The organism is Streptomyces sp. SudanB182_2057, from assembly GCF_964272715.1.
GTDB lineage: Bacteria > Actinomycetota > Actinomycetes > Streptomycetales > Streptomycetaceae > Streptomyces > Streptomyces rubradiris.
Map to the genome: position 1 here is coordinate 650,513 of NZ_OZ186798.1, position 23,546 is coordinate 674,058.

Annotated in this window: 20 protein-coding genes; 8 read left to right on the forward strand and 12 right to left on the reverse strand. The window is 72.6% G+C overall.

Annotation, left to right across the window (positions count from 1 at the left end):
* Nucleotides 1-112 precede the first annotated feature (112 nt).
* The 5 genes from ACSURM_RS02575 to ACSURM_RS02595 all read left to right on the forward strand — a co-directional run bounded on the left by ACSURM_RS02575 (nucleotide 113) and on the right by ACSURM_RS02595 (nucleotide 7,575).
* Nucleotides 113-1,078: a hypothetical protein gene (locus ACSURM_RS02575; RefSeq protein ID WP_436953048.1), complete on the forward strand. Its 966-nt coding sequence runs from the start codon at nucleotides 113-115 to the stop codon at nucleotides 1,076-1,078.
* A 144-nt stretch (nucleotides 1,079-1,222) separates the two neighbouring features.
* Nucleotides 1,223-2,104, forward strand: coding sequence for a hypothetical protein (locus ACSURM_RS02580; protein ID WP_436953050.1), 882 nt, complete (start codon nucleotides 1,223-1,225; stop codon nucleotides 2,102-2,104).
* Nucleotides 2,101-4,227, forward strand: coding sequence for a bifunctional serine/threonine-protein kinase/ABC transporter substrate-binding protein (locus ACSURM_RS02585; protein ID WP_436953052.1), 2,127 nt, complete (start codon nucleotides 2,101-2,103; stop codon nucleotides 4,225-4,227). Before ACSURM_RS02580 ends, ACSURM_RS02585 begins: the two co-directional genes overlap by 4 nt.
* The gene (locus ACSURM_RS02590; protein ID WP_436953054.1) at nucleotides 4,227-6,422 is read left to right on the forward strand and encodes a bifunctional serine/threonine-protein kinase/ABC transporter substrate-binding protein; all 2,196 of its coding nucleotides are present in this window, start codon (nucleotides 4,227-4,229) and stop codon (nucleotides 6,420-6,422) included. Before ACSURM_RS02585 ends, ACSURM_RS02590 begins: the two co-directional genes overlap by 1 nt.
* A gap of 157 nt (nucleotides 6,423-6,579) precedes the next feature.
* Nucleotides 6,580-7,575, forward strand: coding sequence for a hypothetical protein (locus ACSURM_RS02595; RefSeq protein WP_436960891.1), 996 nt, complete (start codon nucleotides 6,580-6,582; stop codon nucleotides 7,573-7,575).
* A 73-nt stretch (nucleotides 7,576-7,648) separates the two neighbouring features.
* Here ACSURM_RS02595 and asnB read toward each other — a convergent pair whose 3' ends face one another.
* Complete coding sequence (gene asnB, locus ACSURM_RS02600) at nucleotides 7,649-9,520, reverse strand: asparagine synthase (glutamine-hydrolyzing) (protein ID WP_436953056.1); 1,872 nt, start codon at nucleotides 9,518-9,520, stop codon at nucleotides 7,649-7,651.
* 41 nt (nucleotides 9,521-9,561) lie between these two features.
* Nucleotides 9,562-10,806, reverse strand: coding sequence for an MFS transporter (locus ACSURM_RS02605; protein ID WP_436953058.1), 1,245 nt, complete (start codon nucleotides 10,804-10,806; stop codon nucleotides 9,562-9,564).
* Nucleotides 10,807-10,901: 95 nt separating this feature from the next.
* On the opposite strand from ACSURM_RS02605, the gene ACSURM_RS02610 reads away from it, so the two are divergent.
* From ACSURM_RS02610 to ACSURM_RS02620, 3 genes are all read left to right on the forward strand, one after another.
* Nucleotides 10,902-11,444 (forward strand): TetR/AcrR family transcriptional regulator, encoded by a 543-nt coding sequence (locus ACSURM_RS02610; protein ID WP_436953060.1) that lies wholly within the window; start codon nucleotides 10,902-10,904, stop codon nucleotides 11,442-11,444.
* An 800-nt stretch (nucleotides 11,445-12,244) separates the two neighbouring features.
* On the forward strand, nucleotides 12,245-13,003 hold the full coding sequence (locus tag ACSURM_RS02615) for a thioesterase II family protein (protein ID WP_436953062.1): 759 nt from the start codon (nucleotides 12,245-12,247) through the stop codon (nucleotides 13,001-13,003).
* A gap of 17 nt (nucleotides 13,004-13,020) precedes the next feature.
* A complete protein-coding gene (locus ACSURM_RS02620; protein WP_436953064.1) occupies nucleotides 13,021-14,109 on the forward strand; it encodes a LuxR C-terminal-related transcriptional regulator in 1,089 nt (362 codons plus the stop codon).
* A gap of 75 nt (nucleotides 14,110-14,184) precedes the next feature.
* Here the strand turns inward: ACSURM_RS02620 and ACSURM_RS02625 are convergent, their stop codons facing one another.
* The 10 genes from ACSURM_RS02625 to ACSURM_RS02670 form a co-directional block, all read right to left on the reverse strand.
* The gene (locus ACSURM_RS02625) at nucleotides 14,185-15,168 is read right to left on the reverse strand and encodes a carbohydrate kinase family protein (protein WP_436953066.1); all 984 of its coding nucleotides are present in this window, start codon (nucleotides 15,166-15,168) and stop codon (nucleotides 14,185-14,187) included.
* Between the two features lie 91 nt (nucleotides 15,169-15,259).
* Complete coding sequence (gene metK / locus ACSURM_RS02630) at nucleotides 15,260-16,471, reverse strand: methionine adenosyltransferase (protein ID WP_436953068.1); 1,212 nt, start codon at nucleotides 16,469-16,471, stop codon at nucleotides 15,260-15,262.
* 85 nt (nucleotides 16,472-16,556) lie between these two features.
* Nucleotides 16,557-16,964: a holo-ACP synthase gene (locus ACSURM_RS02635; protein ID WP_436953070.1), complete on the reverse strand. Its 408-nt coding sequence runs from the start codon at nucleotides 16,962-16,964 to the stop codon at nucleotides 16,557-16,559.
* Nucleotides 16,965-17,010: 46 nt separating this feature from the next.
* Nucleotides 17,011-18,174: an acyl-CoA dehydrogenase family protein gene (locus ACSURM_RS02640; protein ID WP_436953072.1), complete on the reverse strand. Its 1,164-nt coding sequence runs from the start codon at nucleotides 18,172-18,174 to the stop codon at nucleotides 17,011-17,013.
* On the reverse strand, nucleotides 18,167-18,775 hold the full coding sequence (locus tag ACSURM_RS02645; RefSeq protein WP_436953074.1) for a hypothetical protein: 609 nt from the start codon (nucleotides 18,773-18,775) through the stop codon (nucleotides 18,167-18,169). Before ACSURM_RS02645 ends, ACSURM_RS02640 begins: the two co-directional genes overlap by 8 nt.
* Entirely contained in the window at nucleotides 18,772-19,605 is an 834-nt protein-coding gene (locus ACSURM_RS02650; RefSeq protein WP_436953076.1) for a hypothetical protein, read from the reverse strand. Before ACSURM_RS02650 ends, ACSURM_RS02645 begins: the two co-directional genes overlap by 4 nt.
* Before the next feature lie 12 nt (nucleotides 19,606-19,617).
* Nucleotides 19,618-19,878 carry an acyl carrier protein gene (locus ACSURM_RS02655; protein WP_289967203.1) on the reverse strand — a complete coding sequence of 87 codons (261 nt, stop codon included), beginning with the start codon at nucleotides 19,876-19,878 and terminating at the stop codon, nucleotides 19,618-19,620.
* Between the two features lie 32 nt (nucleotides 19,879-19,910).
* Nucleotides 19,911-21,191: a type III PLP-dependent enzyme gene (locus ACSURM_RS02660; RefSeq protein WP_436953078.1), complete on the reverse strand. Its 1,281-nt coding sequence runs from the start codon at nucleotides 21,189-21,191 to the stop codon at nucleotides 19,911-19,913.
* Nucleotides 21,188-22,585, reverse strand: coding sequence for an ATP-grasp domain-containing protein (locus ACSURM_RS02665; protein WP_436953080.1), 1,398 nt, complete (start codon nucleotides 22,583-22,585; stop codon nucleotides 21,188-21,190). The genes ACSURM_RS02660 and ACSURM_RS02665 overlap by 4 nt, the downstream gene beginning before the upstream one ends.
* A gap of 5 nt (nucleotides 22,586-22,590) precedes the next feature.
* Nucleotides 22,591-23,541, reverse strand: coding sequence for a 3-oxoacyl-[acyl-carrier-protein] synthase III C-terminal domain-containing protein (locus tag ACSURM_RS02670; protein ID WP_436953082.1), 951 nt, complete (start codon nucleotides 23,539-23,541; stop codon nucleotides 22,591-22,593).
* Nucleotides 23,542-23,546 lie beyond the last annotated feature (5 nt).

Here is a 23,546-nt window from a genome sequence, read left to right on the forward strand (position 1 = left end):
CCCCCGGCCCGTATCGACGGGCAAGGCGTCCGCCGACTTGACTACGTACCCCCCTGGGGTATGTTGAAGGTCATCGAGCCGCCTGTGGGCAGCGAACAGACGAGGAGTCACCATGAACACCGGGCTGCGGATCACCGCCTACGCCGCCGCGCTCGCCGCCGCGTTCGGCATCGCCTACGGCGTCGGCGGCGGGGTGGGCGAGATCTCCCTCCGGACCGAGAGCGCGGCACACGACGGGCACCCGGGCGCCACACCGGGCGGGAAGCCCGCGCCGGGCACCGGCCCCGCGGCGGCGCCCGGCGGGCTGCAGACCTCGGAGCGGGGCTACACCCTCGACCTGATGACCCCGGTCGTCACGGCGGGCCGGAAGACCGGCCTGCGGTTCGCGGTCGTACGGGACGCCACCGGGCGCCCGCTCACCGCCTACCAGGAGGAACACACCAAGGAACTGCACCTGATCATCGCCTCCCGGGACCTGACCCACTTCCAGCACCTGCACCCGACGCGCGCCGCCGACGGCACCTGGTCCGCGCCCCTGACCCTGCCCAGGGCCGGGGTCTACCGGGTCTTCGCCGACTTCACGCCGGACGGCGGCGAGGGGCTGACCCTCGGCGCCGACCTCACCGCCTCCGGCGCCTACGCGCCCGCGCCCCTCCCGGCCCCCGCCACCACGGCCGAGGTCGACGGGTATCAGGTCAGCCTCCGCGGCCGGCTCTCCCCCGGCCGGGACAGCGAGCTGACGCTCGGCGTGACCCGCGACGGCAAGCCGGTACGCGACCTCCAGCCCTACCTCGGCGCCTACGGCCACCTGGTGGCACTGCGCTCCGGAGACCTCGGCTATCTGCACGTACACCCGGGCGGCGAGCCCGGGGACGGCAGGACGCGGCCGGGGCCGGACATCTCCTTCACCACGACGGCGCCCAGCACCGGCACCTACCGGCTGTTCCTGGACTTCAAGCACGCCGGCCGGGTCCACACCGCCGCGTTCACCGTCCGGGCGGGCCGGCCCGCAGAGCTGCCGGACACCCCGGCGACGCCCGCCCCGGAGTCCGGCGAGCACTCCGGTCACAGCCGTTGAGCGCGGGCGGTGACACGGTCCGGACTGTGTGACAGCCGTGGCACAGCCGGGCCACGCGATCGTCAACTGCCGCCCCGCCCTTGGTCGTTGCCGCCTAGCATGAGGTCCGACGCATGACAACCGGGCGACCCGCTGGGGGACTTCGTGGAGCTGGGAGGGTCGGCGGCGCGCCTCGGCTGCGCCGTCGCGATGTGCGGCGTACTGCTGGCCGGCTGCACCTCCGGCGGGGACGGCCCCGGCCGGCCGGCGGCCGGGACGGAGAACGGCGGCGCCGCCGGCACCGGCCCGTCGCCGACCGCCGCGGTCGACGCCGACCCGGCCAGACTCCCCCGCACCCGGCCCCGGGCCGCCGCCCTGGTCCGCGACATCATGCCGGAGCCCTCCGCGTTCGGCCCCGGCACCGTCCGCCGTGAGCCGTACGAGAGCGACCCGCGGCGGTGGGCGGTGCTCGGGGATTCCTGCGTCTGGGAGCAGCGGGCGCTCCCGGAGGACGTCCTCGCCAGTCTCACCCGCCACTACGAGATCCCGGCGCGCGGTGGCAGGGGGCCGCTGCGCCTGACTGCCGTCGTCACGGTGCACCGCTCCGCCGAGCGGGCCGACTGGGAGAACGCCGAGGTGCTGGAGGAGATGATGCGCTGTCCCTCCCAATTGCTGCGCCCCGGCGAGGTGCTCCGGGACCTGACCGACGTGCCGAACGCCCTCGGCGACTCGGGCAACGGTTTCGCCGACGACGTCCTGGCCGAGTCCGGCACCTACACCGGCGACGATGTCGGCGGCCCCCACCCGTACGTCTGGGAGCAGACCCGCATCGGCCAGTTCACCGTCGCGGTCTCCGCCCGGGGCGCCAAGGGCTGGACCAAGCGCGGCCTGCTGGACCTGCTGCGCGAGCCGCACGCCACGATGCGCGCCAGCCTCCGCGGCGCGATCGAACGACGCACCCCGACCGGATCGCCGCCGCCTCCCGCGACAGCGTCCAACGCCCCGAAGACGACCGGCTCCACCGGTCCGGAGGGCGGTCGCCGATGACCGGAAAGCTCAAGCCCTCCGACCCCTCCCACCTCGGCGGTCACCGGCTGCTCGCGCGGCTCGGCGCCGGCGGCATGGGGGTCGTGTACCTCGGCCGGGCGCGGTCCGGGGAGCTGGCCGCCGTCAAGGTGATCCTGCCGGAGTACGCCGACCAGCCCGAGTTCCGCGCCCGGTTCCGCCGCGAGGTCGCCGCGGCCCGCCGGGTGGACAGCCCCTGGGCCGTGGCGGTGACCGGCGCCGACCCGGACGCGCCCGCGCCCTGGCTGGCCACCGCCTTCGTACCGGGCCCCTCGCTCGCCGAGGCGGTCGCCGCCCGCGGGCCGCTGCCGCCGGACGCGGTGCGTGCGCTCGGCCGGACGCTGGCCCGGGCGCTGACCGCCGTGCACGACGCGGGGCTGGTGCACCGCGACGTCAAGCCCGGCAACGTCCTGCTCGCCCTGGACGGCCCCCGCCTGATCGACTTCGGCATCGCCCGCGCCGCCGAGGAGACGGCCCTCACCGCGGACGGCATGGTCGTCGGCACCCCCGGCTTCCTCGCGCCGGAACAGGCACGGGCCCGTCCCGCCACCCCCGCCAGTGATGTCTTCGCCCTCGGCTGCCTCCTCTCCTACGCCGCCACCGGGCGCCCGCCCTTCGGCACCGGGGCCGCGGACGCCCTGCTGTACCGCACCGTCCACGACGAGCCCGACCTGGAAGGGCTCCCCGACGGTCTGCGCGCGCCGCTGGAGCGCTGTCTCGCCAAGGACCCGGCCGCCCGGCCCACCGCCCGTGAGGTGGCCGAGGCGCTCGGCGGGGACACGCCCTCCGGCGCCGACTGGCTGCCCGACGACGTCGTACGGCTCGTGGCGGAGCGGTCCGCCGCGCTGCTCGCCCTGCCGGGCATCGAGGCGACGGCCCTCGACGCGGGGGCCGACGAGCCGCCGGCGGAGGTTCCCGGGGACGCGGCCCCGGCGCCGGGCCCCGGCGGCCGCCGCCGCTTCCTGCTCCTCGGCGGCGCGGCCCTGCTCGCGGCGGGCGGCGGCGCCGCCTTCTGGGCGAGCCGCCGCGACGACGTGCCCGCCCCCGCCGCGCGCCGCGTGCTGCTGGGCGTCCAGGCCGATCTGACGGGGCCGCAGAAAGCCGTGGGGCAGGCGCAGGAACGCGGTGTGCGGCTGGCTGTCGAGCAGTTCAACGCGCGGAAGGACAAGCAGTTCACGCTGGCCCTCACGGTCGCCGACGACGGCGGCGACGAGGCCCGCGCGGTGCGGGCCGCCCGGTCCCTGGCCGCCGACCCCGGCCTGCTCGCCGTCATAGGCTCGACCGGCGACCGGACCACCGGAGCCAGCCTGGACGCCTACGACGCACAGCTCGTTCCCCAGCTGACGGCCTCCTCCGCGCAGGCGGTGTACGGCGTGTCGGAGCCGCGCCACTTCCTCCAGGCCGTGCCCGGGTACATGGTGTCGCCCGCGCTGATCGCCCTTCGGCTCGCCACGGCGCGGGCCCGGCGGGTGGGCATCCTGATCGACCGCGACGGCGGCATCCCGTCCTGGCAGATCGGCCACACAGCGTTCCAGGCCCTCGGCACCCTCGAGATCCCGGTCGAGCCACGGGTCGTACCCCGGCTGGCCGGGGATCTCGCCCCGGTGGTCGCGCGGATGCTCGCGCGCGAGCCGGACGGGTTCGTCTACACGGGTACCCCGGCGCGCGCGGCGGCCGTCGCCCGCGCGCTCGCCGAGCGGCGCTTCACCGGCGTGCGGGTCCTCGGCTACCCGGCCGCCGGCCAGGAGTTCCTGACCGCCGCGGGCCCGGCCGCCGAGGGCTGGCAGGTCTTCGCGCCGTACATCGACCCGTCGGCCGCACGGGTGCGCGACTTCGCCGACGCCTACCGCGGGCGCTACGGCTCCGCTCCCCCGTACTGGGCGGCGGAGGCCTACGACGTGGCCCGCATGGTCATCGCCCGGCTGGCCCGGGCGGGCGGCCGGCCCTCCCGGAGCGGGCTGTACGGCCTGCTGGCGAAGGGCACGTACGAGGGGCTGGTGCGCACGTACGCGTTCGACGAGAACCAGCAGCTCAAGGGGTACGACATGTTCCGCTACGAGGTGAAGGGCGGCCGGTACGCCTACGCGGGCGAGGCGACCTTGTGATGCGCCCGCTCGCGGCGGACGACCCGGAGGACATCGGCGGGCACCGGCTGCTGGCCCGGCTCGGCGCCGGTGGCATGGGCGTCGTCTATCTCGCCCGCGGCGCGGGCGGGGCACTGGTCGCGCTGAAGGTGATCCGCGCCGAGCACGCGGCGGACCCCGCCTTCCGGGCCCGGTTCCGGCGCGAGGTGACGGTCGTGCGCGGGCTGGCCGGGCGGTGGCTGGTGCCGGTCGTGGCGGCCGACCCGGAGGCCCGTTCGCCCTGGCTGGCCACGGAGTTCGTGCCGGGCCCGGCCCTGGTGGAAGCGGTCGACGGGCAGGGAGCGCTGCCCGTGGCCGCGGTGCGGGTGCTGGGCTCCCGGCTGGCCGAGGCACTGAACGCCGTGCACGCGGCGGGTCTGGTGCACCGCGATGTGAAGCCGGGCAACGTGCTGTTGGGCCTCGACGGTCCCCGGCTCATCGACTTCGGCATCGCCCTCGACGCCGGGGCCACGGCGCTGACCGCGCCCGACGCCGTCGTGGGCACACCGGGCTTCCTGTCACCGGAACAGGCCCGCGCCCGCGCCCGCGCCGAGGAGGTCGGCCCCCCGAGCGACGTCTTCTCCCTCGGGTGCGTGCTGGCGTACGCGGCCTCGGCCCGGCGCCCGTTCGGCACCGGGCACGCGGCGGCGGTGATGTTCCGCACGGTGCACGAGGACCCCGACCTCACGGGCGTGCCCGCCGGACTGCGTCCGCTGATCGAGAGCTGCCTGGCCAAGGACCCCGCGCGCCGTCCGACGGCCGCGCGGGTCCGGGCGGCGCTCCAGGACCCCCGGACGCGGCTGGGGCGGGACATCGGTCCCGCCGTCGGCGGGACCGGGGACTGGCTGCCGCCCGCCGTGCTGCGCCTGGTCGCCGAACGTTCCGCCCGCGCGCTGGACATACCCGCGCCCCGGCGCGCCCCGGTCCGGCCCGCGCCCGAGGAGACCGTCACCGGCCCGGCGCCGACGGCCCCGGCCGGGAAGCGCGCACCGGCCCGGCGGCGGGTGCTCGCGGCGGCATCGGTGCTGGCGCTCGGCGGCGGGACCGCCGCGTATCTGACGCTCGGTCGAGAGGCCGGCGGGGAACTGCCCGTGCACACCCTGGGCTTCCAGGCCGACCTGAGCGGTGCGGACCAGGCGGACGGCGTGGCCCAGGAGCGCGGCGCGCGTCTCGCCGTGGCGCACCACAACGTGCGCGGGGGCATCGCCTTCCGGCTCGCCCTCGACACCTTCGACGACCGGGGCGACGCCACCCGGGCCCGGCAGGCCGCCGAACGCTTCGGCGAGGCCGCCGTGCGCGCGGTCCTCGGGCCGAACACACCGGCCGCGGCACGCGCCGCCGCGCCGCGCTACCGGGCCGCGCGTACCGCCATGATCCTGGTCTCCCTGGACGATCCCCGGCTGGAGGAGGACGACACCCTGCGGACCCTGCGCGTCACCCGCGCCCCGGAGGAGTTCCTGGCGGTTCCGCTGGCCGCGTACCTGACCTCCGTACGGCCGGTCGACCGTACCGCCGTGATCGACGACCGGGCGGCGGGCCGCGTGGGCTCCGACCTGGCCGGCTCGCTCACCCGGCGACCGCCGAACGAGGGCACGACCCGCGTGTACCCCGTGCCGGCCGGAAGCGGCGACTTCTCCCCCGCCGTCCGCGCCGCGCTCGCCGACCGGGCCCAGGCGGTCGTCTTCACCGGGACGTCGGCGGACCGCGCCGCGCGCTGCGCCCGTGCCCTCGCGGAGGCAGGCTTCACGGGGCCGCGCCTCGGCACCTGGCACATCATGCGGCCGGACTTCCTCCGGGAGGGCGGGGCGGCGGCACAGGGATGGGTGTTCGGCGCGCCGTTCACCGATCCCGGCAGCGTGTCCGGCGCCTTCCGGGCCGCCTACCGCGCGGCCTACGGCGCCGCGCCCGGCCGCTGGGCCCCGGAGGCGTACGACGCGGTGGGGCTGGTCGCCCGGGCCCTGGAGTCGCTGGGCGGCCGGGCCGGGATCACCGCCGGGGCGGTCGCCGAGCGGCTGTCGGACCTCACCTACCAGGGACTCGCCAAGCCCCTCCGGTTCACCGCCGGCGTTCCCCGGAGCATCGACCGGTCGCGGGACGAGGGGTACTTCCTCTACCAGACGGAAGGGAACGCCTTCCGGTTCCTCGGGCGGTCCGATCTGATCACCAAGAACAGCTAAAAAATGTGATGCAACCTTGTACGGAGGCTGTGAGTCTTCTGATCGATCACACCGTGGTCGCGTCTACAAGGAGACCATCATCAGCGCCATACGCAAGACCCTCACAGCCACCGCCGTCGTCGGTGCCGTCCTCGCGGGCTCCGCCGCCTGCGGAACGGTGGAGCAGCTCTCCGCCGGCCAGAAGCTCGACCGGGCCTTCGACAAGCTCGGCGAGAAGAAGACGCTCTCCTTCGAGCTGGACCTGGACACCGACGCCGCGACCCTCAAGGCGCTGGACGCCAAGTCCGAGCCGGAGCCCGGCGACGAGATGCCCGACGAGGCCGCGAAGCTGCTCAGCGACGCGAAGATCACGCTCACCGTGGAGTCGAAGAAGCCGCTCGCCGAGTCCGGTGAGAAGGACCTCGTCGGCATGGCCATGAAGGTCAGCAGCCCGGACGGCGACCTCGCCGAGTACCGGATGATCGGTGACTTCATCTACCTCCGCGCCGACATCGACACCCTCGGCGAGCTGTCGGGCAGCCCTGTCCCGTCCGCCGACGAACTGCCGCCGGAGGCCGGGGCCCTCAAGGACGTGCTGCAGGGCAGGTGGGTGAAGTTCAGCGTCAAGGACTTGGAGAAGGCCGGCCTCGGCGGCGGGGAGGACGAGGAGAGCCCCTCGCCCGCCCCGTCCCTGGACGCCAAGACGCAGCAGAAGCTCATGAAGACCCTGCGCGACGTCGTCGCCCGCGAGGTCAAGCTGAAGACGGCCGAGGGGGACGGTGACACCGAGCACATCACCGCCACGGCCCCGTTCCGCACGCTGATGACCAAGATGATCGGCGGGATCCGCCCGCTGGCGAAGGACCTGCCGCCGGGCATGGACCTGCCGACGGAGAAGGATCTGAAGAAAGCCCCCAACGCCAAGGTGACGGCGGACTTCACGCTGAAGAACGGTGAGCTGTCCGAGGTGAACGTGGACCTCGCCAAGCTGGCCGAGACCGCCAAGGTCAAGAAGCTGGGCCTGGTCCTGCGGATGAGCGACGGCATCAGCCCCACCGCGCCGGCCGGCGCCAAGGTGCTGGACATGAAGCAGATCATGCAGGGCCTGTTCTCCGCGCCCGGCATGAGCGAGGAGGAGTTCGGCGACGAAGGGTTCGGCGACGGGGAGTTCTGATCCGCCGGGCGTGCGGCGGGAGGGTGTCCGGGCGGACGCCCTCCCGCCCTCGTGGCGTGGCGGTCGCCGGACCTCAGACCGCCAGGCCGCGCGTGTCGACGTCGTGCAGTGCCATCCAGGCGTTCAGCCGCACGGGAGTCTCCGTGTAGACGGAACGCTGCATCATCGAGTACGGGGTGTCGACCGGTTTGGCGAGGTGGGTACGGATCGCCTCGAGGTTCAGCAGCGGCAGCGCCGGCGCGTTGGGGTCGGCGACGATCCGGCTCAGTTCCCGGTTGATCGCCTCGTCGTACCCGGGGTCCTGGGTCGAGGGGTAGGGCGCCTTGCGGCGCTGGACTATCGACTCCGGCAGCAGATGCTTGGCCGCGTGCCGCAGGAGGCTCTTCTCCCGCCCGTCGAACGTCTTCACCGACCAGGGCGCGTTGTAGACGTACTCGACGAGTCGGTGGTCGCACAGCGGGACCCTGACCTCCAGGCCGGTCGCCATGCTCATCCGGTCCTTGCGGTCCAGCATCATCTGCAGGAAGCGGGTGATGTTCAGGTAGCTCGCCAGCCTCATCCGCCGTTCGACCGGGCTGTCACCGGGCAGGTGGGTGACCTCGTTCGCGGCGCTGTGGTACTGGTCGGCGATGTACTCGGCGAGGTTCAACTCCTTGACCAGGGCGGGGTCCAGGAAGCTCGTGGCCTGCTCGCTCACCGGCACCTTGTTGATCGCGTGCCAGGGGTAGGTGTCCGCCCGCGAGGCGACCGGGTCGTGGAACCACAGGTAGCCCCCGAAGACCTCGTCGGCGGACTCCCCCGACAGGGCCACGGTCGAGTTCTCGCGGACGGCCTTGAACAACAGGTACAGGGAGGGGTCGTGGTCCCCGATCCCGTAGGGGAGGTCCCAGGCCCGCAGGACGGCGTCGCGCACGCCGGGCTCGACCAGCCGGGCGGTGTCGAGCAGGATCTCCCGGTGGTCGGTGCCCACGTGCCGGACGAGTTCGGTGACGAACGGCGCGTCCGGCGCCTCCCGGAACGGCTCGGGCTGGAAGTTCTCGGCGAGGCCGGCGAAGTCGACGGAGAACGTACGGACCCGTCCCCCGCCGTCGGCGTCCAGCGAACGCTGGGCGAGCGCGGTCAGTGCGCTGGAGTCCAGGCCGCCCGACAGCAGCGTGCACAGCGGCACGTCGGACACCATCTGCCGGGCGACCGCGTCCTCCAGGATCTCCCGCACCCTCGCGACACTGCCGGGGACGTCGTCGGTGTGCGGGCGGGTCTCGAGTCTCCAGTACGCCTCCTGGCGCAAGCCCTCGCGGCCGACGCGGACGACGTGGCCCGGCCGCACCTCGTACAGGTTGCGCAGCGGGGTCCGTCCCGGCACCCGGGCCAGCGCGAGCGCGTCGCGCAGGCCGTCGAGGTCCATGACCGCGCTGCTGAGCGGGTTCGCCAGGATCGCCTTGGGCTCCGAGCCGAAGAGCACTCCGGAGGGGGTGGGGTAGTAGAAGAGCGGCTTGATCCCGAGACGGTCCCGGACCAGGAGCAGTTCCTCGGTCCGGGTGTCCCACAGGGCGAAGGCGTACATCCCGTTGAAGCGGTCGACGAAATCGCTGCCCCACTGGAGGTAGGCGCGGAGTACGACCTCGGTGTCGCTCCTGGTGCGGAAGCGGTGTCCCAGGAGGACCAGTTCCTCGCGGATCTCCTTGAAGTTGTACACCTCGCCGCTGTAGCTGACGACGGCGAGCGGCTCGCCGTCCGGACCGGTCTCCGGGGTGCGCATCGGCTGCCGGCCGCCCTCGATGTCGATCACCGCGAGCCGGCGGTGTCCGAGCGTCACGTGCCCGGAGCTCCAGATCCCCTCGTCGTCGGGACCGCGGCAGGCCATCGTCCTGGTCATGGTCTGTGCCGCGGCGACCTCTCTGACGAGGTCGCGTTCGAAGTCCACCCATCCAGCGATTCCGCACATAGGAACGCCCTTCACTACGGGTTGAATGACACGTCGGTCGGCTACGCGGCGACCTTGGCCGTGCGCTCCGGCGAGCTCTTGGCGAGCCGGTGCCCCAGTTCGGAGCAGCCCAGCGCGAGCACGGCCACCGCGGCGCCGATCAGGCTGATGTTCCGGGCCCCGATGGTGTTGATGCCCACCGCGCCGATGACGCCGGACAGGGCGATGGCGAGGTAGAGGAACGCGGCGTTGAGGGAGATCAGGAGGGGGGCCGACTCCGGGTTGAGGGAGATCAGGCGCGACTGCTGCGGCGCGGTGATGCCCCAGGCCGCCATGCCGTACACCACGATGACGACGGCCGCCGCGGCGAACGAGCCGGTGGCGAGCGGCACCACGAGGAGGCTGACCGCCAGCAGGACGATCGAGCCGCCCACCACCACACGGGCCCCGAAGCGGTCGGCCAGCGTCCCGGCGTAGTAGTTGCCGACCATGCCCGTCAGGCCGAAGGCGAACATCAGGATGGCCAGTTTCCGGCCGTCGCCGCCGGTGGCGGGGTCGAACACCTCGGCCATGTAGGTGTAGACGATGTACGCCGCGGTGAAGGCGACGAGCGTCGCGGCGAGCACGGCGACCGCGCGGCGGTCGCCGAGCGGCGCGAGGCGCTGGCGCAGGCCGCCCGGCGCCCCTACGACCACCGCCGGCACGAGGGTGAACACGCCGAACAGGCTCAGCACGGTGAGGAGGGCGATGAACCACATGGTGGCCCGCCAGTCGAAGACGCTGCCCACCACGGTCCCGATCGGAGCGCCCAGCGCGGTGGCGGCGGTGAGTCCGGTGGTGACGGCGGCGATGGCCCGCCCGCGGCGTTCGGGTCCCATGAGCGCGGAGGCGGTGACGCTGGCCGCCGGGATGTAGAGGCCGGCACCGACGGCGGCGACCACCTGGGCCGCCAGGACCACGGGGAACGACGGTGCGAAACCGGTCGCCACGACGCCCAGCAGATAGACCAGCACGGACAGCTTGAGCACCTTGTGGCGCGGCCAGGCGGCGGTGAGCGTGCCCAGGATCGGCGCCATCACCGCGCAGGTCAGCGCGAACACGGTGACCACCTGTCCGGCGGTGGTGATACTCACCGACAGGGAGTCGCTTAACTCCGGCAGAACACCGGCGAGCACGAACTCGTCCGTACCGATGGCGAAGGCACCGAATGCCAGGACGAGGACTCCCCGCCAGGGTGCGGCGGACCCTCCCTCGTCGGTCTTCCCCTCAGGCGTCCCGCTCTTCCGGTCCGGGACGGACTTACTCACGATGAACCCTCCTCGATTTCGGTACCGATCGGTACCATCTCGGCGGACGGTATCGGTCGGTACCGTTTAGCGTCAAGGGCGACTACGCTGGCCACATGCCGACTCGCGCACGTGACCGCCTCCTGCAGGCAGCCGATGAGCTCTTCTACGAGGAGGGCATCAACGGAGTGGGCCTGGAGCGCCTCCTGAGCCACTCCGGCGTCGGCCGCGCCTCTCTCTACCGGCACTTCGACGGCAAGGACGACCTGGTGTCCGCGGTCCTGCAGCGCCGGGACGAGCACTGGAGGCAGTGGCTGCGGGAGCGGGTGGAGGCCCGCGGCGGCGCCCCCCTGGCCGTCTTCGACGCCCTGGCCGAGGGGGCGGAGAGCAGCGAGTTCCGCGGCTGCGCCTTCATCAACGCCATGGCGGAGAAGGCGAAGGAGCCCGGCAGCACGGTGCACCTGCTCGCGGTCGAGCACAAGCGCAAGGTGGCCGATTACGTGCGCGCGCTGATCGAGGACGCCGGCCACTCCGGGGCGCCGGAGCTGGCGGAACAGTTCACGCTGCTCATGGACGGTGCCGTGGTCACCGCGATGAGCGAGCGCAGCGTGGAGCCCTTCCGGCGGGCGCGGCAGATGGCGGAGCGGCTGCTGTCCTGACCGCCGTACCGCGCCGACCGCACACGCACGGGCCGCGGCCCCGGTGGACCCGCCGGCATCGATCTGACTGTCCGTCACATACTTCTGAGTTTGATAAGCATCGAAAGTGACGATGCTCATCGAAGGAGGATGACGACAGCCGCTACGGCGGTCGGGATCGCGGGAGGTGCGGGTGCGCTCATGACGGAAACCGTGCGGACCACCGAAGTGCCGTGGCCGGGCCCGCCCTCGGCCGTGGCGGCACCGGCCTCGCGGTGGCCGTGGCGCGCCGCGCCGCCCTCGCCGAGGGCCGCACCGAGACCGTCACCGGGGCGCGGCGGCGCGCCCCCGCCGTCGGCCCGGGCCGGTGGTCGACGATGTCGGCCGTCCCCGGTCCCGCCCTGCCCGCGGCGCCCGTCGTCGCCGCACGGCTGAGCGGCCGGGCCCGCCGTCCGCGGCCGGCCGGTGCCGCTCCCGCCGGTCTCCGGCCTCCGTCCTCCGGCCTCCGAATGAATACGGATAATTCCGAACCGGCTTGCCCGCGGCCCCGCACTCCTCAAAAGAGGTTGCTCTCCCTGGAATGGAGTGGGCCATCGGAAAGAGCCTCCCAGTGAATTCCTCTGTTTCAACAAAAAAACTTCGCCCGGCCACATGCTAATCGCCCATACCCGCAGGAAACACCGTTGACATATGACGCGGCCGTCAGTAGCGTGACCGGCACGGTGTCATGAAATGTAACCCGCCAGCGGTGCGCCACTCTCAGGCAATTCCTGCGCCCGATCCGGTACGATCCCCCCGACCGGGGACACACGGAAGGTGACATGGCCGTCCAACCCCTCGACAAGAGAAGCGAGTGGATCCGGAGTGCGGTGCCCCGGGCAGACCCCCGGATCCGCCTGGTGTGCTGTCCCTACGCCGGCGCTTCGGCCAGTGCCTACAACGCGCTGTCCGCGGCCCTGCCCGAAGACGTGGAGGCACTCTCCGTCCAGTACCCGGGCCGCCCGGGCAACCGCGGCGAGCCGCCGGTCAAGGACGTCGGCGCACTCGCCGACCGCATAGCCGACGAGGTCCGCCCCTGGCTCGACAGGCCGGTGGCCGTCTTCGGCCACAGTTTCGGCTCGGTCGTGGCCTACGAGGTCACCCGGCGCCTGGAGGCCGCCGGTGCCGCCCCCCGGCAGCTCATCGTGTCCGGGCGCCGCTCGCCCTCGGACGGGCTCGGCAGCCACACGCCGAGCGACGACCAGGAGATCATCGCCGAACTCAAGGAGCTGGGCGGCATTCCGCCCAGGTTCTTCGAGAAAGAGAAGTTCCTGGAGCCGATTCTGACGGTCGTGAAGAACGACTATCACGCCAATTCGACCTACCTCGCCCCCGAAAATTCGTCGGTCGGCTGCCCCATATCCTTCCTGTATGCCGACGCGGATCCGTATCTGACCGGCGGCGGGGAACAGGGATGGGCGCGGCACACCTCCGCGGGTTTCCGGATCAAGCGCTTCTCCGGTGGCCATTTCTTCCTGAACGAAAAGGTAGCGGAGGTCGCCGAGGAGATCACCGGGATCCTCCGCAACGAACCTCTTTGACCGTCTGACTCGGGATGGTGAGCGCAGTGGAGAACATGCTCGCGTACGCGGAATTATCCGAGCTGTCGGCCGAGGACAACGAGAGAACCCGTCACGAGCCGACGGCGCGCGGCCAGGACGTCGGCGAGGACCTGCTCCTCGGGGTGTACGACCACGTCCTGTCGTACCACGCGGCGACCACGACGGAGATCGCCACGGCGCTCGGGGTACCGGGCGCCGCCGTCGACCGGGCGATGCGCGAACTGCTGCGCCTCAGACTCGTCAGGCACTGCAAGGAGCAGGACACCTTCCTGGCGGCCGACCCCGACGCCGCCGAGACGGAACTCGTCCTGCCCCTCGAGTCCGCCATACACGAGAAACGGCGCGAACTGGTCGCCATCCACCACCAGCTGGAACGTTTCTCCAAGTCGTTCAAGCGGCACCAGCGCACCCAGCGGACGAGCCGGCTGGTGGCGACGCTGGAGAACCAGCGCGAGATCTCCCCGAGGCTGACGGACGCGATCCGCCAGTCCACGGGGGAGATCCTCACGATGTGGCCCGTGTGCAGCTACGAGACGCAGATCCTGAAGGACACCCTCCGGCTGTCCTACGAAGCGGTACGGCGCGGGGTGCGGCTGCGCACGCTCTACCCCCACTCGGCCAGGTCCCACCCCAGTTTCCGGGCGACCCTCCAGCAGAACCTGGACTCGGGGGCGGAGGTGCGCACGTCGGACGAGGTCCAGCACTTCGTCATCATCGTCGACCAGGAGACGGCGTTCCTGCCCACCGACTCCTCCGACGGGGGAACCTCCGCGGTCACCGTCGTCTACGAACCGACGATCGTGAAGGTGCTGTCCGGCATCTACCGGAACACCTGGCAGCCGGCCTGCGTCTTCGACGGCAGCGCCTCCAACGGCACCTCGCTCAACAACGTCCGCAACGCCATCCTGAAGATGCTCGCCTGCGGTCTCAAGGACGATGTCATCGCCCGCCGGGTGGGCATCTCCTCGCGCACCCTGCGGCGCCATATCGCGGCGATCATGGAGGATTTGGGGGCGGAGAGCCGCTTCCAGGCCGGCGCGGCGGCCGCGAGCGCCGGCCTGATCGGCACCCTCGGCGGCGGCTGACGGCGGCCCGCGGGCCGTGGCGCGTCCCGGACGGGGCCCGGTGCGGGGCGTCACCCCGCACCGGGCCCCGGGCCGTCAGAGCACCTCCGACAGGCGCGTACGGATCCGGGCCGCCGCGGTCCTGCCGTAGGCCTCCTCGATCCTGATCGCCAGGTCGGCCGCGGAGAGCTTGTACTCCTGCGTGCCGACCGACTCCAGGACGACGGTGGCCAGCGCGCAGCCGAGCTGGGCCGAGCGCTCCGGCGGCCAGTCCCAGGCCACACCGGCCAGGAAGCCGGCCCGGAAGGCGTCGCCGACACCGGTGGGATCCTGGGCGCGGTCCGTCGGCACGGCCCGGACCGCGAGCCGCTGCCCTCCCTTCCCGGCGACGGTCACGCCGTCGGCGCCTGCCGTGACGATCCAGGTCCCCACGCGGTCCAGGATCTCCTCGTGCGTCCAGCCGGTCCGCTGCCGGAGCAGGGCGGCCTCGTACTCGTTGGTGAACAGGTAGCGGGCGCCGTCGATCAGCCGCCTGGCCTCCTCGGCGCCGACGCGGGCGAGTTGCTGGGAGGGGTCGGCGGCGAACGGGACGCCGAGCGCGCGGCACTCGTCGGTGTGGCGGAGCATCGCCTCGGGGTCGTTGGGTCCCACCACCACCAGGTCCAGCCCGCCGGGGTGCCGGGCGGCCGGCTCCAGCCGGATCACGCGGGCCTGCGCCATGGCTCCCGCGTAGAAGGTGGCGATCTGGTTCTGGTCGGTGTCCGTCGTGCACACGAAGCGGGCGGTGTGCAGGGTGTCGCTCACGTGGACGAGCCGGGTGTCCACGCCGTTGTCCTCCAGCCACCGGCGGTACTCGGCGAAGTCGGTGCCCACGGCCCCCGCGAGCAGCGGGCGCAGGCCCAGGCGCCCCAGCGCCAGGGCGATGTTCGCGGCCACTCCCCCGCGTCTGATCTCCAGGGTGTCCGCCAGGAAGGAGAGCGAGACCCGTTCCAGGTGGCCGTCGACGAGCTGGTCGGCGAACCGGCCCGGGTAGACCATCAGATGGTCGGTGGCGATGGATCCGGTCACGGCGATACGCACGGTGCTTCCTCCTTCGGCCCGCCCGGGCGCATGCGCGCCGGGGGGCGGTTCGGACCGTCCGCGCGGCGGTCCTCGGACGGTCCGTCGGGGGTCAGTCCAGGCCGGCGGCGGCGCGGAGGGCGTCGGTGCGGTCGGTGCGTTCCCAGGTGAAGCCGGGCAGTTCCCGGCCGAAGTGACCGTAGGCGGCGGTCTGGGCGTAGATCGGGCGCAGCAGGTCCAGGTCGCGGATGATGGCGGCGGGCCGCAGGTCGAAGACCTCGCCGATGGCCCGCTCGATCCGTCCCGTGTCCACGGTGTGGGTGCCGAAGGTCTCCACGAACAGGCCCACCGGCTCGGCCTTGCCGATCGCGTACGCCACCTGCACCTCGCACCGGGTCGCCAGCCCGGCGGCCACCACGTTCTTGGCCACCCACCGCATCGCGTACGCCGCCGACCGGTCCACCTTGGACGGGTCCTTGCCCGAGAACGCGCCGCCGCCGTGCCGGGCCATCCCGCCGTAGGTGTCGATGATGATCTTCCGGCCGGTCAGGCCGGCGTCCCCCATGGGACCACCGGTCTCGAACCGCCCCGTCGGGTTGACCAGCAGCCGGTAGCCCTCGGTGTCCAGCTTGATGCCGTCGGCCGGCAGCTCGCCCAGCACCCGTTCCACCACGAACTCGCGGATGTCGGGTGTCAGCAGCGCGTCCAGGTCGATGTCCGAGGCGTGCTGGGAGGAGACCACCACCGTGTCCAGCCGGACGGCCTTGTCGCCCTGGTACTCGATGGTGACCTGGGTCTTGCCGTCCGGGCGCAGATAGGGGATGGTCCCGTTCTTGCGCACCTCGCTCAGCCGCCGTGACAGCCGGTGGGCCAGATGGATCGGCAGCGGCATCAGCTCGGGGGTCTCGTCGCAGGCGTAGCCGAACATCAGCCCCTGGTCACCGGCGCCCTGCCGGTCCAGTTCGTCGGCGTCCCCCTCCACCCGCCGCTCGTAGGCGGTGTCCACTCCCTGGGCGATGTCGGCGGACTGCGCGCCGATGGACACCGACACCCCGCACGAGGCGCCGTCGAAGCCCTTCTTGGAGGAGTCGTAGCCGATGTCGAGGATCCTGCCCCGCACCAGCGCGGGGATGTCCGCGTACGCGGCGGTGGTGACCTCCCCGGCCACGTGCACCAGGCCGGTGGTGATCAGCGTCTCCACCGCGACCCGGGAGGAGGGGTCCTGCTCCAGCAGCGCGTCGAGAATGGTGTCACTGATCTGGTCGGCGATCTTGTCGGGATGGCCCTCGGTCACGGACTCGGAGGTGAACAGACGGCGGGACACATCGCTCCCTGTGAGGGGTGGGCCGGTGTGCGGGGCGCACCGGCGGCGGATACGGGCACGGCGGGCGGGAGGAGACGGGGCGGGGTCAGTCGTCCGGGCGGTCGCGGTCGTGCCCGCACCCGGCGGGCACCCCGATCGCCGCGGCGACGACGAAGCCCTTCTTGTGCGTGATGGACAGGTTGAGGGCGCCGATGCCCCGTTCCCGCGCGCGGCGGGCGGCGGTCCCCGACAGCCGTACCACGGGGGCCCCGTCCTCCGCGCGCAGGATGGCCACCTGACGGGGGGTCACGCCCGCCCCGACGCCGGTGCCGATGACCTTGAGCGCGGCCTCCTTGCCGGCGAAGCGGCCGGTGAGGAACTCCCGGGCGCGCTCGGCGCCGAAGGAGTCCGCGAGGGCCAGTTCGTCGGCGTCGTAGACATAACGGCGGAACCAGGGCCGGCCGAGCAGGTCGCCGAGTTCGTCCTCGGTCATGACGTCGATGCCGATCCACATGGCTCGCTCCCTGTCTCCCTCCCCGGCCCCGGTGCGGGGGCCGGGGTCATGCGAGGAAAGTGTGCTTGGCCACGCCCTGGAAGACCGCCAGCCGCTGGATGTGGCCGGTGCCCTCCATGAACTCGAAGGCCCGCGCGTCGCGGTACAGCTTGCCGAGCCACGGGTCCTCCAGGAGGGAGGCGGGGCCGAGGAGGTCGGCGGCGGCGAGTGTGGCGCGTTCGGCCAGTTCGGCGGCGCGTGTCTTGACGCCCGCGATGCGGTCGGAGCGCACCTTCCCCGCGTCGATCGCGGACGCGATGTCGTAGTTCTGCCGCCGGGTGGCCTCCAGCCGGTCCCGCAGGTCCTCCAGCCGGTCGCGGGCCGTTCCGGCGAGGGCCGGCCGTTCGCGGCGGACGTGGTCCAGGACGGCGCGGGTCAGGCCCAGGGCGGTGCCGGCGAGGACCGGGCGGAAGCGCTGGAGGGTGCGGATGGCGCCCACCAGTCCGCGGCGGCTGGGCCTGAGCGTGTCGTAGCCGAGGACCTGCTCCCGTTCGATCCGTACGCCGTCGAGCGTGATGGCGGAGATGCGCGCGCCGCGCATCCCGACGGTCGGGATCAGCTCGGCCCGGAAGCCGGGGTCCCGGGTGTCGACGAGCACGGCCTCGATGCCCAGCGGTCCGGGCGCCCGGCGGCAGAACACCACGCCCAGCCCGGCGAAGGCGGCGTTGCCCACATAGCGCTTGGCTCCGCTGAGCCGGAAGCCGTCCCCGTCGGGGGTGAGGGCGGTCTCCAGCTCGGTGGCCGCGGACCCCTTCGCGGGTTCGGTGAGGCCGAAGAACGTCCAGGTGGCCTCGGGGCGGCTGAGCCGCTCGTAGTAGGCGTGCCGCTGTTTGTCGTCGCCGAGCGCGTCCACCGCGACCCCGGACATCAGGGGGCCGGGGCAGGCGAGCATGAAGCCGGCGTCGCCGTAGCTCAGTTCCTCGATGGTGACGGTGTGCTCCAGGCAGGAGCGCATGTCGTAGGTGTGCTCGCCGATGCGCAGCGGAGCGTCCAGGTACTCCACGGGGATGGTGGACAGGCGCATGAGGCCGGCCGCGGGGAGGTGGAGCCACCGGTCGATGGCCGTGGGGTCGCGGTCGATCTCCATGCCGGCGTCCCGCAGTTCCGCGGCCGCGTCCCTGACGTGGGAGCGCAGCACTTCCGTCCGGCGGGGCAGCGGGGGCTCAGTCACGGCCGGCTCCCTCCTCGGGCTCTCCTGGGTGCAGGTAGGTGTTGCCGAGCAGTTCGGCCGCGAGGAGGAGCCGGCCCGGCCCCTCGGCCGCGAAGCTGCTCGCGCCGTACAGCCCGAGCGCGGTGCGGCCGGCGGCGACCAGCTCCCGGTGGATGCGGCGGCGGCGCTCGGCGGTGGGCCGGGGCAGGTCGAGGAGGTCCCGGGTCTCGGACAGGGCCAGGGCCACGTCGGCGATCGTGCCCCGTACGAGCTGCCGGCCGAGCAGCGGGGCGCCTTCCGAGGTGCGCCCGTCGAGGCGGCTGACGGCGCCGTCGAGGACGTCGCGCAGCAGCCGCCAGTGCAGCCGCACCAGCGCGTCGCGGAAGACCTCCGCCGCCCGGTCGTCGGCCGGCGGTTCGTCGCGTACGGCGGCGAGGGTGCCCGAAGTGCCGGGGACTGCGGTGCCCGCGGGCAGGCGCTGTGCGGAGGCGATGGTCCAGCCGGCCGGGGAGGGCACCGTGCCGCCCGGCGCGGCCTGTTCGTGGCAGTCGTCCAGTTCCCCGGCGAACGCCTCCAGCCACCGTGTGACCGGGGCGGGGAGCGTGGTGTCCGTCGTCGTCATCGCTCCTCCCGCGCCGCGTCCCGGGCCGGATCCGAGTGCAGTACCGCGATGTGGGTGCCGCCGGAGACGGGGTCGGTGTCGCACAGCAGCACCGTGCCGTAGCGCTCCCGCCAGTCGGTCCAGTGCCGGGCCAGCGCCAGCCAGACGCTGGTGCAGTACGTGCCCGGGTTGCAGTGGAAGGAGGGGACGTCCCGGCCGACCGCGTCGCGGTCCAGCCAGGGGCCGGTGACCAGCAGCGTGCCCTCGGGGTCTTTCGCGGTCAGCTCGCCGAGCCGGGTGGCGGCGGGCTCGGCCGCCGCGACGGACTCCACCCGGGCGATCCGCGGCCCGCCTTCGGTGCCGAGGACCAGCAGGACCCCGGAGTCGACCAGGTGGTTGTCGTGGACCAGGGGGAACCGGGTGGGCAGGGTGGTCTGTTCCAGGACTGCGAGCACGGCCCGCCGGGAGCGGCCCGCCCGCTGGAAGGCGGAGACGGCGCGCAGCGCGGTGAACGGCGCGGCCAGTCCCTGCTGGTGGATGCCGAAGTTGACGGCCCGGCCGCCCAGCAGCCTGTCCAGGTAGGGAGCCATGGCGGTGAACGGGGTGATGTCCGGCAGGGCGTGGGCCACGATCACCAGGTCGGGCTCGCTGTCGCGGAGGCCGGAGGCGGCCATCAGCCGGTCGACCAGGTCGCTGTGGCTGACGTGGGGCGCGGAGCGCAGCAGCGTCTCGTCCACTTCCAGGCCGAAGGGCTCGACCAGGTCACGGTAGTAGGAGAGGTTCGACAGGGTCGGTTCGGGGGACCTGCGGGGCGGTGCCACCACCCCGCAGGCCGCAAGGAGGGCCGGCATGCGCGATCCGCCTCATACTCCGCTGGTGGTCTGCTGGGACAGCACGTAGTCGGTGAGGGTGCCGACCGATTTGAAGTCGTCCATGTCGAGGTTCTCCGGGTCCACGGACACGTCGATGGCGTCCTCCAGCGCCATCAGCATCTCCAGGACCGAGGTGGAGTCCAGGTGCAGGTCGTCGAAGAGCCGGACGTCCTCGGTCAGGCCGGTGACGGGCTGCTCCAGAACCTCGCTGAGCGCCTTCTCCACGGCTACGACCACGTCGTGACGTTCCATTGCCGATGTTCTCCTTCGGGTGCCGGGTTCCTTCAGTGGCGGGTGAAGTCCACGATGCGCTGCTTGTCGAGCAGGTCCTCCTTGCGGTCCCGTTCGCGGACGAGGTGGGCTCGCCCGTCGTGCACCAGGACCTCCGCGGGGAACCCGTGGCTGAGGAAGAGCCCGGGTGAGGCGGTCGGTCCGTAGGCGCCGGAGAGTTCGACGCCGATCAGGTCGCCGGGCTCGACCCGCGGCAGCTGGACCTTCTTGCCGATGACGTCGTTGGGGGTGCACAGCGGCCCGGTGACCGTGTAGGTGCCCGCGGCCTCGTCGCCGTGGCGGCTCAGCGACCGGATCGGGAAGTTGCGCTTGACGAAGCTGCCGATGCCCACGGCGGCCATGTGGTGGTTGGTGCCTCCGTCGGCGATGACGAACTGCTCGCCCATGGACTCCTTGACGTACAGCGCGCGCACCACGTAGGTGCCGCAGGCCGCGACGAGGTAGCGCCCCAGCTCGTTGATCAGGCGGCAGCGGGGGTACTTGGCCGTGAAGGAGGCGACGGCCTCGTTGATGCCGGCGACCGTGGTCTCGATGTCGAGGCTCTTCTCGTTGTCGAAGTAGGCGACGCCGAATCCGCCGCCGAAGTCCACGGTCTCGGGGACGATGCCCAGCCGGTCCGACAGCTCGGCCGCCAGGGCGAGGATCTCGCGGGTGTTGTGCACGAGGTCGTCGGCGTTCAGGAAGCGCGTCCCCATGTACGCGTGGAAGCCGCGCACCCGCACCCGGCGCAGTGCGGAGATCAGCTCCCGGGAACGGCGCAGCGTGTCGGCGTCGATGCCGAACTGCCGCGGCTTGCCGCCCATGGCCAGGCCGGACCCCTTGGTGTGGAAGTCGGGGTTGATGCGCAGCAGCACCGTGACGTCGTCGCGCCCCAGCTCGCCGGCGATCTCCTCCAGGAGCGTGACCTCCTCCAGTGACTCGCACACCACCGCGTGGATGCCGGCGGTGACGCACGCCTCCAGTTCGGCGCGGGTCTTGCCCGGTCCCAGGAAGATGACGTTCTCAGGTGCGATGCCGGCCCGCCGCACCGTCATCAGCTCGACCATCGAGGAGATCTCGGCCCCGGCGCCCAGCGAGGCGAGGTAGCCGCACACGCTGACGTTCGGGTTGGCCTTGAGGGAGTAGAAGATGTCGACGGCGGGGTGCAGCCGCTCCCTCAGCGAGGTGTAGACGGAGTGCAGTACGTCGGCGTCGTAGAGGAACAGCGGGGTGCCGAACTCCTCCGCGATCCGTGACACCGGTATGCCCTGTACGTGGAGTTCCCGACTGCTCATGGCGTCCTCCCGGCTGTGTTCAGTCGGTCGAGCGCGGCCTCGACCCGGCGGTCCAGCGCGTCGAGTCCCTCGCGGTCCCCGGCGAACAGCATGGTGTAGAGCCGGCCGTTGAACTGGGGCGCCGGCGTGGTCGGTTCGCCGGCGAGCGCGTCGCCGGCCTGGGCGTTGACCGTCCCGAAGCAGGTGATGACGAGTCCGTCCCCGTCGTGCGGCGGTTCGGCGAGGGGGCCGAGCGCGTCGGTGACCGCCTCGAACGGCAGAGGCCCGGCGAGCCGCAGCGGGTAGTGCCTGGCCAGTGCGGCTCCCCCGGGGCGGCCGAAGCGCTCGGTGACCCGTCCCTGGTAACTGGACATGTTCAGCCGGGCGTTGATCTCCAGGACCGGGTAGACCAGGTCGTCTGCCCCCAGCAGGGCGTCCACGCCGACGACGCCGAAGAAACCGTCCGCGTACAGGCGCCGGCCCAGTGCCACGGCGGCGGTCGCCAGTTCGTCCTGCTGGGCCGGGGTGAGGTCGGCGGGCATGACGTGGCCGAGGTGCACACCACCGGACGTGAGGGCCTGCTTGACGAAGTCCAGGCGGACCCGCCCGCGCCGGTCGACGGTGAACTGGTAGTTGAGGTCGAAGCGTTTGGGCAGGAACGCCTCCACGACGACGTGCAGCGCGTCGTCACCGCGGCTCGCGGCCCTGCGCTCGACCATGCGCAGCAGCCGGTCGGCCTTCCTGCGGCTGTCCAGGACCAGCAGGCCCTTGCCCGAGACCCCGTAGGCGTCCTTGACGATCACCGGCCGGTCGTCGCCGAGTTGCCGGTCGAGGGCGTGCCGCAGCTGCCCCACCGTCTCGCAGCAGTGGCCGGGGATGGTGCGCAGCCCCAGCTCCTCGGCCACGCGCCGGCTGTAGATCTTGCTGTTGACGCGTTCGTAGGTGGCGGCGTCGGGCACCGCGGGGCGCAGCCCGGTCAGCTCGCCGATGCGCTCCTCCTGCACGGAGTTGCCCATGGGCATCAGGTAGGCGCCGTCCCGGGCGATCCGGCGCAGCCGCTCCAGGAGTTCCGGGGAGTCCAGCACGGCCGCGCCGGTGCCGCCGGCCGCCGCGGGCGCGGCGGTGACCAGCTCGGTGGGGGCTCCCAGGCCCGTCTTCTCGGCGTAGCTCCGGTAGCCGTCGTCCAGCGGGCGGTCCAGGAGCAGGTAGTCGGTGGGCTCGGCCAGGAGGGCGCCCAGTTCCTCCATGCGCTGCACGGTGGCGGCCGTGGCCGAGCCCCGCGCCGCCGGGAGGCCGGTGTAGGAGCGCGCCCACTGGTTCTCCACCTCGAAGTTGCACAGCCATACGAACCGGGCGTCCCGGTCACCGGTGAGCGCCTCTTTCAGGCCCGCGGTGTAACCGTCGTCGAAGGACATGGCGTTCACCGCTTCCTGTGCCTGATCACCATGGCGCCGAAGGTGGCGCCGAGGCCGACGGAGACCAGCACGTAGTACCGGCCGTCGGCCAGGCGGTCCTGGTCGCGCAGCGTCGTGTAGTTCACGAAGACGTCGGAGGCGTAGGTGTGGCTGTAGTGCGGGACGTTGTCCAGGAAGAACCGCTCCGGATCGGCTCCCATCTCCTTGATGGTCTGGCGCCAGGAGACCATGTTCACGTTGTGCGGGACCACCAGGTCGACGTCGTCGAAGGAGAGTCCCGCCGCGTCCACGGCCTCGTTGATCACCTCGCCGAGCACGGTGCCGTAGACCTGCCCGAACCCCTGTGTCTCCTCCTTCGTCATCTCCAGGCCGGCGGCGTACTCGCCGAGCGTGCGGGTCACGAAGGACAGCACCTCGTCGCCGGGGCCGCCCACGGTCACCAGGCAGGCGGCCGCCGCGTCGGCCATGATGGCGCTGTTGGGGATGAGCTGCACCTTCGGCGAGTACGCCCGCTCGCCGGTGACCATCAGCGCGTACGCACCCTCGGGGGCCTCGGCGCGCAGCAGTTCGCCCGCCAGGTCGATGGCGCCCAGGCTGCTGACGCACGCCTGGTGGGTCAGCGCGAAGGCCTCCGCGTCGTGCAGCCCCAGGCCCTCGCGGATCGTCGCGGCGGTGTCGACGTCCGGCGGGGCGACGGCCTGCACGGTGTGCGCGTAGATGACGTACTCGACCCTGCGCCCCTCGGGAAGTGCCGCCAGCGCGCGCCGCGCCGCCGGGAGCACCAGGTCGAACAGGCCGGTGTCCGGGTCGAAGCGGAGCCGGTCCAGCCCGTAGATCTTGCGGAAGACGCCCACCTCGGCGCGTCTGAGCCCGAGGCTCTCGGCCACGTCGTCGATCCGGACGCTGCGTTCGGGGAGGAACGACTCGATCCTCTCCAGCGTCGTCGCGGTGCTCACCCGGC

What these genes read in the sequence shown, in the direction of transcription:
- ACSURM_RS02575 (WP_436953048.1), top strand. Translation starts at nt 113, where the DNA reads ATGAACACCGGGCTGCGGATCACCGCCTACGCCGCCGCGCTCGCCGCC.
- ACSURM_RS02585 (WP_436953052.1), top strand. Translation starts at nt 2,101, where the DNA reads ATGACCGGAAAGCTCAAGCCCTCCGACCCCTCCCACCTCGGCGGTCAC.
- ACSURM_RS02590 (WP_436953054.1), top strand. Translation starts at nt 4,227, where the DNA reads ATGCGCCCGCTCGCGGCGGACGACCCGGAGGACATCGGCGGGCACCGG.
- asnB (WP_436953056.1), bottom strand. Translation starts at nt 9,520, where the DNA reads ATGTGCGGAATCGCTGGATGGGTGGACTTCGAACGCGACCTCGTCAGA.
- ACSURM_RS02610 (WP_436953060.1), top strand. Translation starts at nt 10,902, where the DNA reads ATGCCGACTCGCGCACGTGACCGCCTCCTGCAGGCAGCCGATGAGCTC.
- ACSURM_RS02615 (WP_436953062.1), top strand. Translation starts at nt 12,245, where the DNA reads ATGGCCGTCCAACCCCTCGACAAGAGAAGCGAGTGGATCCGGAGTGCG.
- ACSURM_RS02635 (WP_436953070.1), bottom strand. Translation starts at nt 16,964, where the DNA reads ATGTGGATCGGCATCGACGTCATGACCGAGGACGAACTCGGCGACCTG.
- ACSURM_RS02645 (WP_436953074.1), bottom strand. Translation starts at nt 18,775, where the DNA reads ATGACGACGACGGACACCACGCTCCCCGCCCCGGTCACACGGTGGCTG.
- ACSURM_RS02650 (WP_436953076.1), bottom strand. Translation starts at nt 19,605, where the DNA reads ATGCCGGCCCTCCTTGCGGCCTGCGGGGTGGTGGCACCGCCCCGCAGG.
- ACSURM_RS02655 (WP_289967203.1), bottom strand. Translation starts at nt 19,878, where the DNA reads ATGGAACGTCACGACGTGGTCGTAGCCGTGGAGAAGGCGCTCAGCGAG.
- ACSURM_RS02660 (WP_436953078.1), bottom strand. Translation starts at nt 21,191, where the DNA reads ATGAGCAGTCGGGAACTCCACGTACAGGGCATACCGGTGTCACGGATC.
- ACSURM_RS02665 (WP_436953080.1), bottom strand. Translation starts at nt 22,585, where the DNA reads ATGTCCTTCGACGACGGTTACACCGCGGGCCTGAAAGAGGCGCTCACC.